Source organism: Edaphocola flava (assembly GCF_004118155.1).
In the GTDB taxonomy this organism is placed as follows: domain Bacteria; phylum Bacteroidota; class Bacteroidia; order Chitinophagales; family Chitinophagaceae; genus Edaphocola; species Edaphocola flava.
The window spans coordinates 403,148-420,135 of sequence record NZ_SAIQ01000001.1; the positions used below are offsets into that span (position 1 = coordinate 403,148).

19 protein-coding genes are annotated in these 16,988 nt (G+C 41.4%); 1 reads left to right on the forward strand and 18 read right to left on the reverse strand.

Annotation, left to right across the window (positions count from 1 at the left end):
• Positions 1–45: 45 nt before the first annotated feature.
• From EMP01_RS01900 to rpsJ, 18 genes are all read right to left on the reverse strand, one after another.
• On the reverse strand, positions 46–1,500 hold the full coding sequence (locus EMP01_RS01900; protein ID WP_129019803.1) for a hypothetical protein: 1,455 nt from the start codon (positions 1,498–1,500) through the stop codon (positions 46–48).
• A gap of 85 nt (positions 1,501–1,585) precedes the next feature.
• Entirely contained in the window at positions 1,586–1,942 is a 357-nt protein-coding gene (locus EMP01_RS01905; RefSeq protein ID WP_129019804.1) for a hypothetical protein, read from the reverse strand.
• 341 nt (positions 1,943–2,283) lie between these two features.
• Positions 2,284–2,682 carry a 30S ribosomal protein S8 gene (rpsH, locus tag EMP01_RS01910; protein ID WP_129019805.1) on the reverse strand — a complete coding sequence of 133 codons (399 nt, stop codon included), beginning with the start codon at positions 2,680–2,682 and terminating at the stop codon, positions 2,284–2,286.
• Positions 2,683–2,801: 119 nt separating this feature from the next.
• Complete coding sequence (rpsN, locus tag EMP01_RS01915) at positions 2,802–3,071, reverse strand: 30S ribosomal protein S14 (protein ID WP_129019806.1); 270 nt, start codon at positions 3,069–3,071, stop codon at positions 2,802–2,804.
• A gap of 2 nt (positions 3,072–3,073) precedes the next feature.
• Positions 3,074–3,646: a 50S ribosomal protein L5 gene (gene rplE, locus EMP01_RS01920; RefSeq protein ID WP_129019807.1), complete on the reverse strand. Its 573-nt coding sequence runs from the start codon at positions 3,644–3,646 to the stop codon at positions 3,074–3,076.
• A 2-nt stretch (positions 3,647–3,648) separates the two neighbouring features.
• Complete coding sequence (rplX, locus tag EMP01_RS01925; protein ID WP_129019808.1) at positions 3,649–3,984, reverse strand: 50S ribosomal protein L24; 336 nt, start codon at positions 3,982–3,984, stop codon at positions 3,649–3,651.
• A 59-nt stretch (positions 3,985–4,043) separates the two neighbouring features.
• Positions 4,044–4,412 (reverse strand): 50S ribosomal protein L14, encoded by a 369-nt coding sequence (gene rplN / locus EMP01_RS01930; protein WP_129019809.1) that lies wholly within the window; start codon positions 4,410–4,412, stop codon positions 4,044–4,046.
• A 138-nt stretch (positions 4,413–4,550) separates the two neighbouring features.
• Complete coding sequence (rpsQ, locus tag EMP01_RS01935; RefSeq protein WP_129019810.1) at positions 4,551–4,811, reverse strand: 30S ribosomal protein S17; 261 nt, start codon at positions 4,809–4,811, stop codon at positions 4,551–4,553.
• 16 nt (positions 4,812–4,827) lie between these two features.
• Positions 4,828–5,034, reverse strand: a complete 207-nt coding sequence (rpmC, locus tag EMP01_RS01940) for a 50S ribosomal protein L29 (RefSeq protein WP_129019811.1) — start codon at positions 5,032–5,034, stop codon at positions 4,828–4,830.
• A 57-nt stretch (positions 5,035–5,091) separates the two neighbouring features.
• Positions 5,092–5,514, reverse strand: a complete 423-nt coding sequence (gene rplP, locus EMP01_RS01945) for a 50S ribosomal protein L16 (protein ID WP_129019812.1) — start codon at positions 5,512–5,514, stop codon at positions 5,092–5,094.
• A 123-nt stretch (positions 5,515–5,637) separates the two neighbouring features.
• Positions 5,638–6,435, reverse strand: a complete 798-nt coding sequence (gene rpsC / locus EMP01_RS01950; RefSeq protein ID WP_129019813.1) for a 30S ribosomal protein S3 — start codon at positions 6,433–6,435, stop codon at positions 5,638–5,640.
• 33 nt (positions 6,436–6,468) lie between these two features.
• Positions 6,469–6,816, reverse strand: a complete 348-nt coding sequence (gene rplV / locus EMP01_RS01955; RefSeq protein WP_129019814.1) for a 50S ribosomal protein L22 — start codon at positions 6,814–6,816, stop codon at positions 6,469–6,471.
• Between the two features lie 73 nt (positions 6,817–6,889).
• On the reverse strand, positions 6,890–7,159 hold the full coding sequence (rpsS, locus tag EMP01_RS01960) for a 30S ribosomal protein S19 (protein WP_129019815.1): 270 nt from the start codon (positions 7,157–7,159) through the stop codon (positions 6,890–6,892).
• A gap of 76 nt (positions 7,160–7,235) precedes the next feature.
• Positions 7,236–8,063, reverse strand: coding sequence for a 50S ribosomal protein L2 (rplB, locus tag EMP01_RS01965; protein ID WP_129019816.1), 828 nt, complete (start codon positions 8,061–8,063; stop codon positions 7,236–7,238).
• 94 nt (positions 8,064–8,157) lie between these two features.
• Positions 8,158–8,454: a 50S ribosomal protein L23 gene (gene rplW, locus EMP01_RS01970; protein WP_129019817.1), complete on the reverse strand. Its 297-nt coding sequence runs from the start codon at positions 8,452–8,454 to the stop codon at positions 8,158–8,160.
• 67 nt (positions 8,455–8,521) lie between these two features.
• Positions 8,522–9,157 carry a 50S ribosomal protein L4 gene (gene rplD / locus EMP01_RS01975; RefSeq protein ID WP_129019818.1) on the reverse strand — a complete coding sequence of 212 codons (636 nt, stop codon included), beginning with the start codon at positions 9,155–9,157 and terminating at the stop codon, positions 8,522–8,524.
• A gap of 2 nt (positions 9,158–9,159) precedes the next feature.
• Positions 9,160–9,777, reverse strand: a complete 618-nt coding sequence (gene rplC, locus EMP01_RS01980) for a 50S ribosomal protein L3 (RefSeq protein ID WP_129019819.1) — start codon at positions 9,775–9,777, stop codon at positions 9,160–9,162.
• 249 nt (positions 9,778–10,026) lie between these two features.
• Positions 10,027–10,332 (reverse strand): 30S ribosomal protein S10, encoded by a 306-nt coding sequence (rpsJ, locus tag EMP01_RS01985; protein WP_124635426.1) that lies wholly within the window; start codon positions 10,330–10,332, stop codon positions 10,027–10,029.
• A gap of 356 nt (positions 10,333–10,688) precedes the next feature.
• Here rpsJ and EMP01_RS01990 point away from each other — a divergent pair, with 356 nt between their 5' ends.
• Positions 10,689–16,949: a T9SS type A sorting domain-containing protein gene (locus EMP01_RS01990; protein ID WP_161971190.1), complete on the forward strand. Its 6,261-nt coding sequence runs from the start codon at positions 10,689–10,691 to the stop codon at positions 16,947–16,949.
• Positions 16,950–16,988 lie beyond the last annotated feature (39 nt).

Below are 16,988 nucleotides of genomic sequence, written 5' to 3' on the forward strand. Positions count from 1 at the left end.
GTTTACATAGATTAACAAATATGACTAGAGATCGAAGCAGATCTCCTAAAACATCTTTTTATACACCACATAGTCATTATTGTCCTTCTCCGGTACCCATAGGAAATAACCAAATCTGGAGTTATCGGAATTGATAAACCTGGAATGCTCCAAGGGAATCTCAAATCTGCCCTCGACAGTATTATTCTCTATATTGTAAGCCAGGATTTTATTATGGCCCTTTCCACTTTTGTCAATTGAACAAAAAGTTATTAATAAATTTGGGTACTGCACATCCATTCTTTTAATCAAGATATTAATACCTTTAAAATTGTTCATAAGATCAGAAAATCCAAAGCGCTCATTAACCGGTATAAATAAGGAAGTAGCCTCCTCTGTTTCCAGATCGTACAAAATATTGCCTATCGTAGTCATACAATACTTATCACTAAATCGCAAATCTATAAACTGGTAACCCACTTCTTTGTGTATTGGCGGCACCTTAAACTGAAGGAATTTTTTAAACTGATAGGTACCATTTTCTAATTCGAACTTAGCCAGAAAATAATTAGGCTTATCCTTATCTAATTTCATCTTAACAACAGCGAAATAAGCCGCATTATTGTATATGTGGAATTTCGGAAGAATGTAATAATCATCAGGAAGCCGTTCATCGCTGATGGCACGGGAGCCGCAGTAAACCCCATCTTTATACAAATTCATAGTATAAAAACTCCGTAATACAGAGTCTTTCATATTTTGGATATAAGTATGCATAGAAGTAGCGTAAATAGAGTCTTTTACGTATTCAAACAGGATAAACTCATCTCTCTTGGGGATGCCTTCTGCTTCCACTTCTTTCAACTTGCTTACTGCTGTAAATGAATCTTTGAAGTTCAACAGGTAGTTATTAAATAAATGTTGTGGGGTAAGGGAAACCTTTAGCTGCTGCCTCCCGGTTCTGAGATCAATAAAATCAAAAGTATTGGTCTGGACAGCATTCTGAACGTACATCTGCTCCCTGTTACTCATCATGATGATCGAGGCAGATTTTTTTATTTTATAACTGCCCAGATCCAAAGTATCCTTTACTTTAAATGATTTAAGATCCTCAATAAGGACATCAATATTATCATAGATTTTATAATGGGAATCAGTACCAAACTCCAAAGCATATGATTGTGGAGGAAGATAGTATTTTTCAAACAAAGCGGTAGATAGTACAAATTGGTGGCTCTTAAATTCATCCAATTTATACTCTTTCTTGATGTAATCAAGGTCCTCTGAAAAATCTTCAGATAGCAGGAATGCATATGGAATATTCTTTATATCCAGCACTTTTAATTTCTCATAGAATTTTTCATTACAGAGATGGCAATTACCAGGTACAAAAGGGATTAATACCCTTACATGTTCCTGCTCTTGTTTATACTCCTTTGTATGCTGCGCCCTGCATTGTGCATTACTGATCAGAATGGCTATGTAAAAAATAATGTATTGAAAGTATCTGATTATATTCATTTATGTTCTATTATAGGTTTTAAATAGAAGGAATATGACATAATCATATTCCTTCTATGATTGAAAGCAGCAAATATTAATTGGACTAATTACTGATATGATCAAACTCAATCTCCAGAGTAGTTGGCGTTCCCTTAAGGTCCTCAATATTAGTTCCGTCATTGTCACCAGGATCCATCATACAATTAATAACGGTACCATAACCGACCATTTCATAATCGTTGTAAATCTTAACCCTTTGTCCGGGTTGGGGATACTTTCCATAACCTTCAAACTCCATGCAACGCGGAGCATGCAGATTATGGCATGTTACAATAGATGTAGGATTGGGAGTATTGCCAGGCCCAGACGCCCAGCTGGAGGGTTGCCACCTGATCCAGGAAGCATTTGCAGCAGTTGCCGTTCCAAACAGCGCAAAACTCAAAAACATTAATTTTCTCATAACAGTAAATTTTAAGGTTAAATAAAGTCCAAACCTACCACATATAACCTAATATTCATAATCGTTATTTTTACATTCATTGTATAGGTATAAACTAAAATTGTAGTAGAAGTTATATCAGTCAATTAAAATCTACACATACAGAAGTTATTCTTTGGTTAATAAAAACACTGTAAACAAAAAGGCTACCCAACGGATAGCCTTTTTACTTGCACTTTAGACAATATCTACGGCACAACTATAGAGTACACAATCATTCACCGCAAGAATAGATCTGATATAAAAGAAAAGAGACTACCCTTTCGGACAGTCTCTTTTCTTTTATATTCAGTAAAAGTATATTACCAAACGTGGCATAATACTTCACCACCTACGTTATTGTTACGAGCTTCTTTATCAGTCATTACACCTTTAGAAGTAGAAACGATAGCAATACCCAAACCATTCTTTACTCTTTTGATTTCAGAAGGTTTAGCATACTGACGTAAACCTGGGCGGCTGATTCTTTCTAATGAACGGATAACCGGCTCTTTAGATTGACCATCATATTTCAATGCAATCTTAATTAAACCTTGTTTGTTATCGTCTTCGAATTTATATTTTAAGATATAACCTTTATCATATAAAATCTCAGTGATTCTTTTCTTCAGATTAGAAGCTGGGATTTCAACGATACGGTGTTTAGCCATCTGAGCGTTACGAATGCGCGTTAAAAAATCGGCTATAGGATCTGTTACCATTTTTAAACTTTAAATTTTAAGTTGAGTAATTGACGCTAGTTACCATATTGCTATGGACATAGGCCTAATAATTTCAAACCATCAGAAACCGAAACCGGCAATGATAGTCGACTAAATGCTTACCAAGAAGCTTTAGTTACGCCTGGTATCAAACCATTCAATGCCATTTCGCGGAAGATAACACGGCCAATACCAAATTGACGCATGTAACCTTTAGGACGACCTGTTAATTGACAACGATTTTTAAGACGAACAGGAGAAGCGTTTTTTGGTAATTTGTCCAATGCTTCGTAGTCACCTGCAGCTTTTAAAGCAGCACGTTTTTCAGCAAATTGAGCTACCATTTTCTCACGCTTGCGCTGACGCGCTTTTACGGATTCTCTAGCCATGATTAATTAATATCTTTTTTAATATTTTTGAACGGTAAGCCTAATTCTTTCAGTAATTCGTAAGCTTCTTCGTTAGTTTTAGCTGTAGTTACGAAAGTAATATCCATACCAGAAATACGATTTACTTTATCGATATCGATCTCCGGATAAATGATTTGCTCTGTAACACCAAAAGTGTAGTTACCACGACCATCAAAAGATTTGTCATTGATACCTTTGAAGTCACGTACACGTGGCAAAGAGATAGAGATCAAACGATCCATAAATTCAAACATATTAGCACCACGTAAAGTTACGCGAGCACCGATAGGCATGTTTTTACGTAATTTGAAGTTAGAGATGTCCTTTTTAGATAATGTAGGAACCGCTTTCTGACCAGCGATCATTGTCATTTCTTTCACAGCATCATCAACTAATTTCTTGTCAGATGTAGAACCTTTTACACCTTGGTTAAGACAGATCTTAACCAGTTTAGGTACTTGCATCACGGTTTTATAACCGAATTTCTTCATCAAAGCCGATTTAACTTCATCAGCATACTTTTTCTGAAGACGCGGAGTGTATGTAGTACTCATTATTAAATTGCTTGACTAGTTTTTTTAGAAATACGAACCGTTTTACCATCGTTACGTTCGCGCGTTACACGTACAGGAGCTTTAGCTTTCGCATCCCACAGCTGTACATTTGAAATATTGATTGGCGCTTCCTCTTTTACAATGCCACCTTGTGGATTTTTTGCACTTGGTTTGATGTGTTTGGTAACGATGTTAACACCTTCTACCAATACACGCCCTTTAAGCGGATATACTGCCAATACCTGACGGGGAGTAGTGCGGCTTTTGTCATCGCCTGCGATTACTGCAACCTGATCGCCTTTCTTGATATTGAATTTTGGTTTGAATCTAGTTTTCATTTTAAACGAATTCTATAGTGCCGCTTGAGTCAACGGGCGGCAAAGGTACAAAATATTTTTTACAAAACCTCAGGAGCTAAGGAAACAATTTTCATGTATCCTTTATCACGCAGCTCTCTGGCCACTGGCCCGAAGATACGAGTACCACGAGGGTCGCCAGCATTGTTTAATAATACTACTGCGTTTTCATCGAAGCTGATGTAAGAACCATCTTTACGACGTAACTTGTTCTTTGTTCTTACGATAACGGCCTTAGTAACAGTACCTTTTTTAATGCCACCAGCTGGGATAGCATCTTTTACTGTAACCACAATCTGATCGCCTACATAAGCATATTGCTGACCTGAGTTGCCTAATACACGGATACAAAGTACTTCTTTTGCACCACTATTGTCTGCTACTTTTAGCCTTGATTCTTGCTGTATCATTTTATAAAAATGTTTAGCTGTTCGCTTTAATTGTTAATTGTTTAATCCTTACACAGCAATGAGCTGCTCCGGACTGTTTAAAATCTTTTCAGCGCTGCAACACGATGGAATGCAGATGAATAAAGATCGCGTGGTAAACTATTTAGCCTTTTCGATGATTTCTACTAATCTCCAGCATTTTGTTTTGCTCAGAGGGCGAGTTTCCATGATACGTACGGTGTCACCAATACCACATTGGTTAGTTTCATCGTGCGCGTGGAATTTAGTAGTTTTTTTCAAAAACTTACCGTAAATAGGGTGTTTTACCTTACGCTCTACTGCAACAGTGATTGTTTTATCCATTTTGTTGCTAGTAACTAAGCCTATACGGCTTTTTCTAGTTTTTCTTTCTACTGTCATGATGACTAAAATATTTTTAGTTTCCTAATTGTCTTTTGCGTTGCTCTGTAATTAGTTGTGCGATCTGACGACGTACTGAACGGATGATCATCGGATTTTCAACTGGGTTAACAGAGTGGCTGAATTTTAATTTATTAAGACGATCAGTCTCAGCACCAATCTTATCTAACAACGCCTCATCGCTTAATGAACGATAGTCTTCTACTTTTTTAGACTTTGCCATTTTAAATACTTTTTTAATGGTTAGAACTATGCTTTACAGCAAGATTCATGATGTTAATTATGCTTCAACGTAATCGTGACGAACAACGAACTTAGTTTTGATAGGCAATTTTTGAGCGGCTAATTCCATTGCTTCTTTAGCCAGTTCCATTGGTACACCTTCAACTTCGAACATGATGCATCCTGGTTTTACTACAGCTGCCCAGTATTCCAAGCTACCTTTACCTTTACCCATACGTACCTCTGCTGGTTTTGCAGTAATTGGTTTATCAGGGAAGATACGGATCCAAACAGTTCCTTCACGCTTCATATGACGTGTCATAGCCTGACGTGCAGCTTCGATCTGACGGTTAGTAATCCATTTTGGCTCTAAAGCTTTCAGACCGAAAGAACCGAATGCTACAGTAGCACCACGTTGTGCATTACCTCTGATACGGCCTTTATGCTGTTTACGACGCTTAACTCTTTTTGGTTGTAACATTATATTATATTTTATTCAGATTGTACAGGATGATATCTTTATTGATTACCAGCGCCTGAACCTCCTGAGCATACAAAATTATTTTTATAAGGCAGCGTGGTATAGCACCACGCTACAGGATAATTAGTCTTTATTTTGACGAGGAGCTCTGTCACCACCACGGTTGTTACCGCCACGGTTATTGCCACCGCGATTGTTACCACCTGGTCTGCGATCGCCACGACCTTCGCTACGCTCACCGCCACGACGGTCTGTAGAACCGGAAGTGATGTTCGGATTCAACTCTCTCTTACCTAAAACTTCACCTTTACAAATCCAAACTTTCAGACCGATTTTACCGTAAACAGTCATCGCATATACGTTAGCATAATCGATATCCATACGGTAAGTATGTAATGGTGTACGACCTTGTTTCATTTCTTCTGAACGCGCGATCTCAGCACCACCTAAGCGACCACTCGCTTTGATTTTGATACCTTCTGCACCCATGCGCATTGCAGTAGCGATTGCCATTTTGATAGCTCTTTTGAAGCTTACACGGCCTTCGATTTGACGAGCGATAGTTTCACCTACGATCTGTGCATCCAGTTCAGGACGACGGATCTCCATAATGTTGATTTGAACATCAGCATTAGCGGTTAATTTTTTCAGCTCTTCTTTAATTCTATCTACTTCCTGACCGCCTTTACCAATGATGATACCTGGTTTAGACGTGTGAATAGTAATGATTAATTTACCAAGTGTACGTTCGATAACGATACGAGAAACACCACCTTTGTTGATGCGGGCATTCAGATAAGTACGGATTTTGTGGTCCTGTACCAGGTTCTTGCCATATTGTTTCTGATCGCTATACCACATAGAATCCCATCCACGGATGATTCCTAAACGATTACCTATTGGATTTGCTTTTTGACCCATTATTCAGTTGTTATGGATTTGAAATATTTTAAATTAGTTTGCTTTGCTATCAACAATGATTGTTACGTGGTTGCTGCGCTTGCGGATGCGATATGCACGACCTTGCGGAGCTGGTAACATACGTTTTACCATACGACCACCATCTACAAAAATTGTTTTCACGATCAGGTTAGCATCTGCTACATCCTGACCCTGGTTTTTTTGTTTCCAGTTGTCAATAGCACTTAATAATAATTTCTCCAATGCTACTGAAGGATGCTTTGTGCTGAACTTTAAAATGCTTAAAGCCTTTTCTACTTCCATACCGCGCACCAGGTCCGCTAACAAACGCATTTTGCGCGGAGAAGTAGGATAATTTCTTAAACGAGCTGTTGCTTCCATATACCTTAAATCCTTGAAGGACTCTATTTAAAAAGGTTACTAAAAAAATTAAATACTGTACGTAAGGTTTAACTTACTTTTTCTTGTCACTGTGACCTTTGAAGTTACGTGTTGGCGCAAACTCACCTAATTTATGACCTACCATGTATTCAGTTACATAAACAGGGATGAATTTGTTGCCATTGTGAACTGCAAATGTGTGACCTACAAAATCAGGAGAGATTGTAGAGCGACGGCTCCAAGTTTTGATTACAGTTCTTTTAGCGCCTGCTTCGTTTTGAGCCAATACTTTTTGCTCAAGGTTATGGTCAATGTAAGGACCTTTTTTAATTGAACGACCCATTGTTGCGTTTTTTGTGATGATTTGGCAGGTTTACTTTGCAGCAAACCTGCCCATTTTATCTATTAAGAATTAATTATTATTTTTTCTTAGCACGTTGAATAATCAGTGCATTTGAAGGTTTAGTCTTGCTACGTGTTTTCTCACCTTTAGCATACTTACCAGTACGGCTACGTGGGTGACCACCAGAAGATTTACCTTCACCACCACCCATCGGGTGATCTACAGGGTTCATCGCAACACCTCTTACACGTGGACGTAAACCTCTCCAACGGTTACGACCTGCTTTACCCATAGATTCCAGTTGGTGATCGCTGTTAGAAACAACACCTACTGTTGCGTAACATGCGCTTAATACTTTACGCAGCTCGCCAGATGGCATTTTTAATACAGCATATTTATCTTCTTTCGCGCTCAGCTGTGCATAAGTACCAGCAGAACGAGCGATAGAACCACCTTTACCAGGTTGCATTTCAATGTTGTGAATTACAGTACCTAATGGCATGTTTTTCATCAACAGCGCGTTACCTACTTCAGGAGCAACGCTGTCACCACTGATTACAGTAGCACCAACCTGCAGACCCTGAGGAGCAATGATGTAACGTTTTTCACCATCAGCATACGCTAATAAAGCGATGAATGCAGTACGGTTCGGATCGTATTCGATTGTCTTAACTGTAGCAGGAATATCTTTCTTGTTACGTTTAAAATCAACGATACGATAGTGTTGTTTATGACCACCGCCAATGTTGCGCATAGTCATACGACCTTTAGAGTTACGGCCAGAAGAACTGTTCTTTCTGTCTAATAAGCTCTTTTCTGGTTTGTCAGTAGTAATTTCTGCAAACGCATTTCCTACTCTGAAACGAGTACCGGGAGTGGTCGGTTTGTATTTACGTAAAGCCATTTTTCTAAATAGAATTTAGTAATTTGATTATCTGGCGGCTAGCCAATAGCGTCAAATTATTATAATTAATGATTTAATTATTGTATTTCAATTATTACAGAGAGAACAGGTCAATTGTTTCTCCATCTAAAAGCGTAACTACTGCTTTCTTGTATGCTGGCTTACGGCCTTGTACATATCCGGCTTTAGTGAAACGGCTTTTATTTTTAGCAGGAACTACCATAGTATTCACTTCTTCAACTTTTACATTGTAGAAATTCTCTACTGCTTCCTTAATTTCCAATTTGTTGGAACGCTTGTCCACTACGAAAGTGTAACGGTTTTGTTTTTCCATTTGGCCATTTACCTTTTCGGTAATCACCGGGCGAACCAATACTTCTGAAAGTCTCATTGTTATTAAATTTATTTTTTTAGCTATTGCTAATCAAAAATTATTTTTTCTTTCGTCAACGTGAATCTTAAGCTTCAACTTCAACTGCGTCAGTAAATACTTTAGCAGCGCTTTCTGTTAATACCAGTGTTTTTGCATTCAGGATATCATAAGTATTGATATCGCTTAATACGCTAGCTTTAACTTTAGGCAGATTGCGTACGCTTAAGTAGAAGTTTGCATCGTAATCAGCATTTACTAATAACAATTTCTGATCTGCAACTTTCAGACTGTTTAATACAGCTAACATTTGTTTTGTGTTAGGAGCATCAACTTTAATGTCTTCGATTACTACGATTTTGTTATCTTTTGCTTTATACGTCAGAGCAGACATCTTAGCCAGATCTTTCACTTTACGGTTCAGTTTGAAATCGTAAGAGTGTGGAGCCGGACCATTCACTGTACCACCACCTTTATATAATGGGTTACGGATGTTACCTTTACGGGAACCACCAGTACCTTTTTGACGGTGTAATTTGCGGCTAGAACCTTTTACTTCCGCGCGGGTCTTTGTTTTGTGAGTACCTAAACGACGAGCTGCTAAATATTGCTTAACTGCTAAATAGATAACGTGATCGTTAGGCTCAATGTTGAAGATATCTTCTGGCAATTCCACCGTGCGACCGGTCTTTTCACCTTTGCTATTTAATACTTCGATTTGCATGATTATTTCTGAATTAAAACGATGGAACCATTGTGACCCGGAACTGAACCAGCAACTACGATATAGTTTTGTTCAGGAAACACTTTCATTACTTTAAGAGCTTTAACCTTTACGCGGTCACCACCCATTTGGCCAGCCATTCTCATATTTTTAAATACGCGGCTAGGATAAGAAGATCCACCAATAGAACCTGGTGCACGCTGACGATCGTGCTGACCGTGAGATGCCTCACCTACCCCGGCAAATCCGTGACGTTTAACAACACCTTGGAAACCTTTACCTTTTGTAGTACCGATTACACTAACTTTTTCGCCTTCAGCGAAAATGTCACATGTAATAGTTTCACCAACTTGTTTATCGATAGAGCAGTTGCGAATTTCTTTCACTACAGATTTCGCATCTGTATTTGCTTTTGCGAAGTGATTAAGAAGAGCTTTCGGCGTGTTTTTCTCTTTACGTGTACCGTAAGCTATTTGAAGCGACTCGTAACCGTCTGTTTCTACGGTTTTCTTTTGCGTAACAACACAAGGGCCAGCTTCAATAATGGTGCAGGCAACCTGCTTTCCATTAGCCTCGAACACACTTGTCATGCCGATTTTTTTGCCAATAATACCTTTCATTTGTTAGAGATAATTATTATTTCGTTATTACAAGGGACAACAATCCCGTTTTGTTTTATGTTTATTTAATAGCTCAATGGAAATTCAGAACCGTGTCTGACACCCTTAGTCAAGCGCCCGTTTCAGTTGTTATTGCCACAGTATTATATATCTGTCGCACTGATAGGGATTAACCGTTTATTCAGTTATGTATAAAGAACAAAGCTTTCGCTATTAAATTTTTTGATTTTTACTTGAAACTACAGCAGGTTAGGCTTTGATTTCAACTTCAACTCCACTCGGAAGATCCAGTTTAGACAGCGCATCAACAGTCTTGCTGCTAGATGTATAGATGTCTAATAAGCGCTTGTGAGTACATAATTGAAATTGCTCTCTTGCTTTTTTATTTACGTGCGGTGAACGCAGAACCGTAAATATTTTCTTATCCGTTGGCAAAGGAATAGGGCCAGTTACGACTGCTCCTGTACCTCTTACCGTCTTAACGATTTTTTCTGCTGACTTATCAACCAAATTATGGTCGTAAGATTTCAATTTAATGCGAATGCGTTGTGACATAATTCAAAAAACTTCCTTTAATAATTGGGAGTGCAAAGGTATAACTAAATTTTTAATATCCAAATTTATTTTTAATATTTTATTTTTTCAGCATGTTATCATACTGTAACCTCCTGCACAATGAGGCGCAAATCTATGCAAAATCAGGCATTCTAATTGAATTTATTATTTTTCACATCTCTAAATGATTACATGCCAAATAATTAGCTGTAAAATAAAACATATTTAATATTTAATAATCCATCAAAAGCTTCACTTTTTTTTTCTTTTTGATTAGGTTTGTAGGCTCCCTATGTTAACAAGTTATAAACAAAGTGCTATGGTTTAATCTTAAAAAGTAATCAAATTCTATCATTATGATGAAATTTACTGCGAAAGTAAAGTTGGCTCTTCTGGCCGCCATGATGTGCATCACACAAGGCTTTGCCCAGACGTACACCTTTACTAATGCCGGCGCAACCGGTACCAACGGCCCCACCCAGGCCCAGGTAACCACAGCCTATGCTGCTACTCCCCAGGCAGGCATGGTTACCGTAACTGGTGGTATTCAAAACTGGAGTGTGCCCGTCTCCGGTCTCTATAAGATAGAGGTATACGGAGCAAAAGGCTACGGCACGAATGCGGGCCGCGGTGCCTACATGAGTGGCGAGTTTAACCTTATTGCTGCAGATCAGCTCAAGATCCTGGTGGGACAGCAAGGCGGATGCTGTGTGGCCAGCGGAACACAGCAATTTGGCGGCGGCGGCGGTTCTTTCGTTGTCAAGGCAAGCGGTAATGTGCCTATGATCATTGCCGGTGGCGGTGGCGGCGCTAATGGCAATGCTGCACTGGTCGCTACAGCGGATGCCTCAACTACAACCTCAGGTAATCCTGGTGCCGGTAGCGGCAATGGCGCAGCCGGTACCGCTGGTGGTGGTGGTGGTGGCATCAACAATGCCGGTGGTGGCGGTGGCTTCTCCGGTGATGGTGGTGTTACTGCAGGCGATCCCGGCGGATACGCTTTCCTGAATGGAGGTATGGGCGGTACTGCCGCTACTACATCCGGCGGATGGGGCGGATTCGGAGGCGGCGGCGGTGCCAACTCCTGGGATAACCGTCGCGGCGGCGGCGGTGGTGGCTACAGCGGTGGCGGCGGTGCAGGATCTTCTACCGGAGCTGCCGAAGTCGGCGGTGGTGGCGGTTCTTACAACTCCGGCAACAACCAGGTAAATACAGCTGGCCTGGGAACCGGACATGGATCTGTAATCATTACATTACTAAACCCTGTATCCAGCATTCCAAACAATACTGGTGTGATCGGCTTCCCAAGCCTGGTAAATGGCGCCTGCCCCGGCGGACAAATGATTACAGCACGCATTATGAACTTCGGTAATAATTTCGTGGATTCTGTAAAAGTGGCCTGGTCTGTAAACGGTGTGTTGCAGACGAACAACTGGTACCAGGTAAACCTGGATACCATTACCACTCCAACCAGTCAGCTTAATGTAAACTTAGGCACCTACAACTTTGGCCCGGGCACTTACCTGGTTAAAGCGTGGACATCTCTACCCAATAATCAGAATGATACTGCTCACGGCAATGATACCTTCCAGATCAGTTTAACGACCAAACTGGCCGGTACCTATACTATTAACAGTGGTGCGGCCACCGGCGGTACAAACTTTACCAGTTTTAATGATTTTGCTACGGCCCTCAATACGCTCGGGGTCTGCGGCCCTGTTGTAGCTAATGTTGTAGCGGGTTCCGGCCCTTATAATGAAACTGTGGCCTTTGGCAACATCAATGGTTCCAGTGCGGCTAACAGAGTACGTATTAATGGTAACGGAGAATCAATTCAGTTCAACCCTACCAGTACTGCAAACTACAGGATCGTTACCCTGGACGGAACGAAGTATTTCACGATCAACAATCTTAAGATCAAATCACTGAATAATACCTACGGATGGGGCGTGCATATTACCGGCAATGCGATGAGAGACAGTATCGTGAACTGTGAGATCAATCTCTCTGCTATCACCGGTACCTCTTCTGTAAATGCCAATGGTATTGTTATCTCAGGATCATCAACCTCTGCAACTACTGCCAGTAATGTAACCCATCTGTATATCGGTAATAATAATGTTATTGCGGGCGCTAATGCCGGTTCCGGCGGTGCATACTATGGTATTACCTTCAGTGGTGTAAGTTCTACTACTCCAAACGACAGTATCTCAATTGTAGGTAATGAGGTATCCAATTTCTATTACTATGGTATACGATATACTTATGTAAACGGTGGTAGTTTAAACTATAATAATGTACACCGCAGCAACAAAACTGCGATCGGAACAACTGCTTATGGTATATACTCATACTATTGTATTGGTATCCGCACTATCGGGAACAAGATCCACGATATGGCGGCCCCTGGCGTAACCTCGACCAGCACATTCTATGCAATGTATAACTACCATTATAATAATACAGCGGCTACTCCTATTATCATTGCAAATAATATTCTGTATAACCTGGGCAACTATGTTGGTCTACAGTATCTGCTGCAGGCTACAGGCCCGGCAACAAAAGTATATCACAATACAGTGGATGTAGCCGCAGCACAAGGTACTTCTACAAGTGCTATTTATGCAATCTACATGAGCATCAATACCGGTTCTGAAGTAAAAAATAACATTGTAACCTTTACTGGTGGTAATAATGGTACTAAATACGGTGTCTATGTAAGCTCTGCCAGTACACCTGCCATTCTGCAGAAAAACAATGTGTTCTTTAATACCACGCAATCCGGTACGCAGACACCGTACTATTATGGTACGGCCTATGCAAGCCTTGCAGCATTCCAGGCGGCTTACCCAACTCAGGAAGTGGGCTCCCCTTCTGCAGATCCTCTGTATACCAACTCGGCGACAGGCGACTTAAGCCCTGCTTCTTCCAGCATCATCAACAACGGTACCAATGTATTTACAGATGTGCCTACCGACATCAATGGCCTGCCAAGAAGTACGGTGCCTACTATTGGTGCATTTGAATTTATTCCGTCAGGAAATAATGATGCCAAAGCAGTTGCTTACCTCAGCCCTTCCTCTACCTTCTGCGCCAATACTACATTACCGGTGCAGGTAATTATTGGTAACGGTGGTGCGAATACAATTAATACCATGACGGTAAACTGGAAGGTGAACGGTACTACCATGACTCCATTCAGCTATACCGGACCGCTGACTTCACCTGGCGCTCCTACAGGTCAGAGCATTGATACAATTACGCTGGGTAATGTGACCTTACCTGCTGGTCAGAACGACATCGTAGTATGGACATCCAACCCTAATAATACTAATGATCCTAACCATGCCAATGACACGATTTTCTGGTCAGGGTTATCCTCTCTCAGTGCAGGTACTTATACCATCAATAGTGCGGCGCCTACTGCGGGTACAAACTTCAATAGCTTTGGTGCTTTCGCAACTGCATTGAACGCGGGTATCTGCGGACCAATAGTGGCTAATGTGGTATCCGGCTCCGGACCATATAATGAGACGGTAGAGTTCCCTAACATTCCGGGATCCAGTGCAGTAAATACCGTACGGGTGAATGGTAATGGAGAAACGATCCAGTATAATAGTACCGGAATCGGCAACCATGTGATCGTTGGTCTGAATGGTACGAAATACTTCACACTGAACAACCTTAAGATCAAGGCCCTCAATAATACGTATGGCTGGGGTGTATTTGTGACTGGCGATGCTAGTCGTGACAGTATTATCAATTGTGAAGTAGACCTGTCCAACATCACCGGAACAAGCTCTGTAAATGCCAATGGTATTGTCATCTCAGGTTCTAACAGCTCTCCAACAACTTCCTGTAATGTAACGCATCTGCATATCAGGAACAACAAAGTAATTGCTGGTGGTACAGGAGCCGGTGGTGCATACTATGGTATTACCTTCTCAGGGGTCAGCTCTGTGGCTCAGAATGACAGCATCTATATTGTTGGTAATGAAGTAACGAACTTCTATTACTATGGTATCAGAGCATCCTATAACAAAGGTGGCGAGATCAGTTATAATAATATCCATCGCTCCAACAAAGCCTCTACTGCTACCGCAGCATACGCTATATACTATTACTATGGTATTGGTATTAAGTGTATCGGCAATAAGGTGCATGATATGGCTATGCCTGGTGTGAATAATGCCAGTACACTGTATGGTATCTACAACTACCACTACAACAACTCTGCAGCAACGCCAAACCTGATCGCCAATAACATCTTATATAACATGGGTACTTACTCCGGCTTGCAATACTTAATGTATGTATACGGACCATCTCAGAATGTATACCATAATACTATAGATGCCAGTGCCATTCAGTCTAATGGTGGTGGTACGATGTACGGAATTTACTTTGGCTACAATACCGGGTGTACTTTCAAAAACAACATGATCAACATTACGGGTGGCAGCACCGGGGTTAAATACGGTATTTATGGTTCATCGACCACTTATGCGGCCGACTTACAGAAAAACAATGTAAACCTCAACTCTACCCAAGTCGGTGCACAGTACCCATATTACTATGGCACTGCATATGCAACCCTGGCCGCCTTCCAGGCAGCCTATCCGGCACAGGAAGTAGGTTCGCCAAGTGTGGATCCTCAGTTTATCTCTTCCACTACAGGAGACCTGTCTCCGCTGAATATTGCGGTAATGACTGCGGGTAATAACTTAATGGCCGATGTACCTGCCGACATTAACGGTGCGGCACGTTCTACTACACCAACCATTGGTGCATTTGAGTTCTCTGTATCGGGTACAAACAATGCAAGAGCCCTGAGCCTGATCAACCCTTCAGGCAATTATTGTTCCGGTACACAACCGGTTGAAGTAATGATCGGTAATGTAGGTACAAACAATATCAACACCCTTCAGATCAACTGGAGTATAAACGGAGTATTGCAGACACCAGTTGCCTATAACAGCCAGCTGGTGCCGGTCGGCGCTACTCCAGGCCAGAGCTTCGATACGGTATTACTGGGCAATGCAACCTTTAACGCAGGTACTAACCTGGTGAAGGCATGGACCTCGGCTCCAAACGGATTGCCAGACAGCCAGCCGGCTAATGATACCACCACAACGCATACCAGCCCGGCAACATTTACCGTTACCGCAAGCAAGGCTACGATCTGTGCCAACGACACATCTATCCTGTCTTTGTCTCCGGGTTACGGCTATGCTGACAATGCTTTGGAATGGCAATCCTCTACCGATGGCATTAACTGGACCTCAATTGCCAACTCTGATACTGTAAATTACCTGGTTACCAACATTGGTACCAATACCCAATACAGAGTACGTATTCTTACAGGTGGCAATAACTGTACGTCTCCGACAACAACGATCAATGTTACCTATGTAGCTCCCCCTACGGTAGTGGGCGATGAGAGTTGTGCGCCGGGAGCGCTGATGCTGACTGCATCTACTGGCCCTGCAAATTTCATCAGATGGTATAACAGTACGACAACCAACACTGTCCTGCTGACCAATGACACACTCAACCTTCCTTATGTTGGCGTAACTGCAACGTACTATGCAGTGGCCGTTACCCCGACAGGATGTGCCAGTGTAAAAACACCGGTTAATGCAGTGATACATGTATTACCTCCTGTTAACTTCGGACCGGACTTTGATACCTGTACCGCCAATTCAGCTATATTCACGATTGACCCTGGAGTACAGCATCCTGGTGCGACTTACCTCTGGGATGATAACAGTACTGCCAGTACCCGTAATGTACACCTGTCCGGCACATATTTTGTTACAGTAACAGATACTAACGGTTGTTTCAATTCCGATACGATTAATGTGTCTATCAGTCCGAGACCGGTGGTAGACCTGGACGCAGACGGAACAGGATTCTGTATCGGGGCTACTAAAGTACTGGATGCAGGTCCTGGCGGTGAAAACGGTGGTAACTATTACTGGACTACCGGCGCTACTACCCGCACCATCACCATATCTAATCCGGGTACTTATATAGTATATGTAACCAGCAATGCCGGATGTCTGACGGTAGACACAGTAATCATGACCCAGGACGGATATGCTCCTACTGCGACTGGTATACTGGCATTAGCCAATGGCCCTACCGGCTTTACCTTCTCTGCTGTAAATGCCCAGAATGTAACCGCATATGAATGGGACTTCGGTGATGGTAGCCCGGTAAGCACACAGCCTAACCCGACGCATAACTATACTGCCGGTGGTTATTATACCGTCAGATTAAAACTGTTCAGTACTTGTGCAGATATCTCAGACAGCTCTACGGTATATATATTAGGTACCGGAACCAGAGATGTCAATCTTGCAAAAGATGCCATTAAGGTATACCCGAATCCGACTAACGGACAAAGCGTATTCCTTGAAGTGACTGACCCAGTTAAGATCAATGAAATAGTAGTGTACAACACATTGGGCCAGGAAGTATACCGCACAACGGTAAGCACCTCGGACAATAAGTACAGACTGGACCTGCCGGCGTATTTAAGCTCAGGAATGTACCAGTTAAATATCAATACCAACAAAGGGAATACTGTTCGTAAACTCGAACTGCTGAAGTAATTCCTGATATATTACTGATAATAAAGAAAGCCCCCGGTT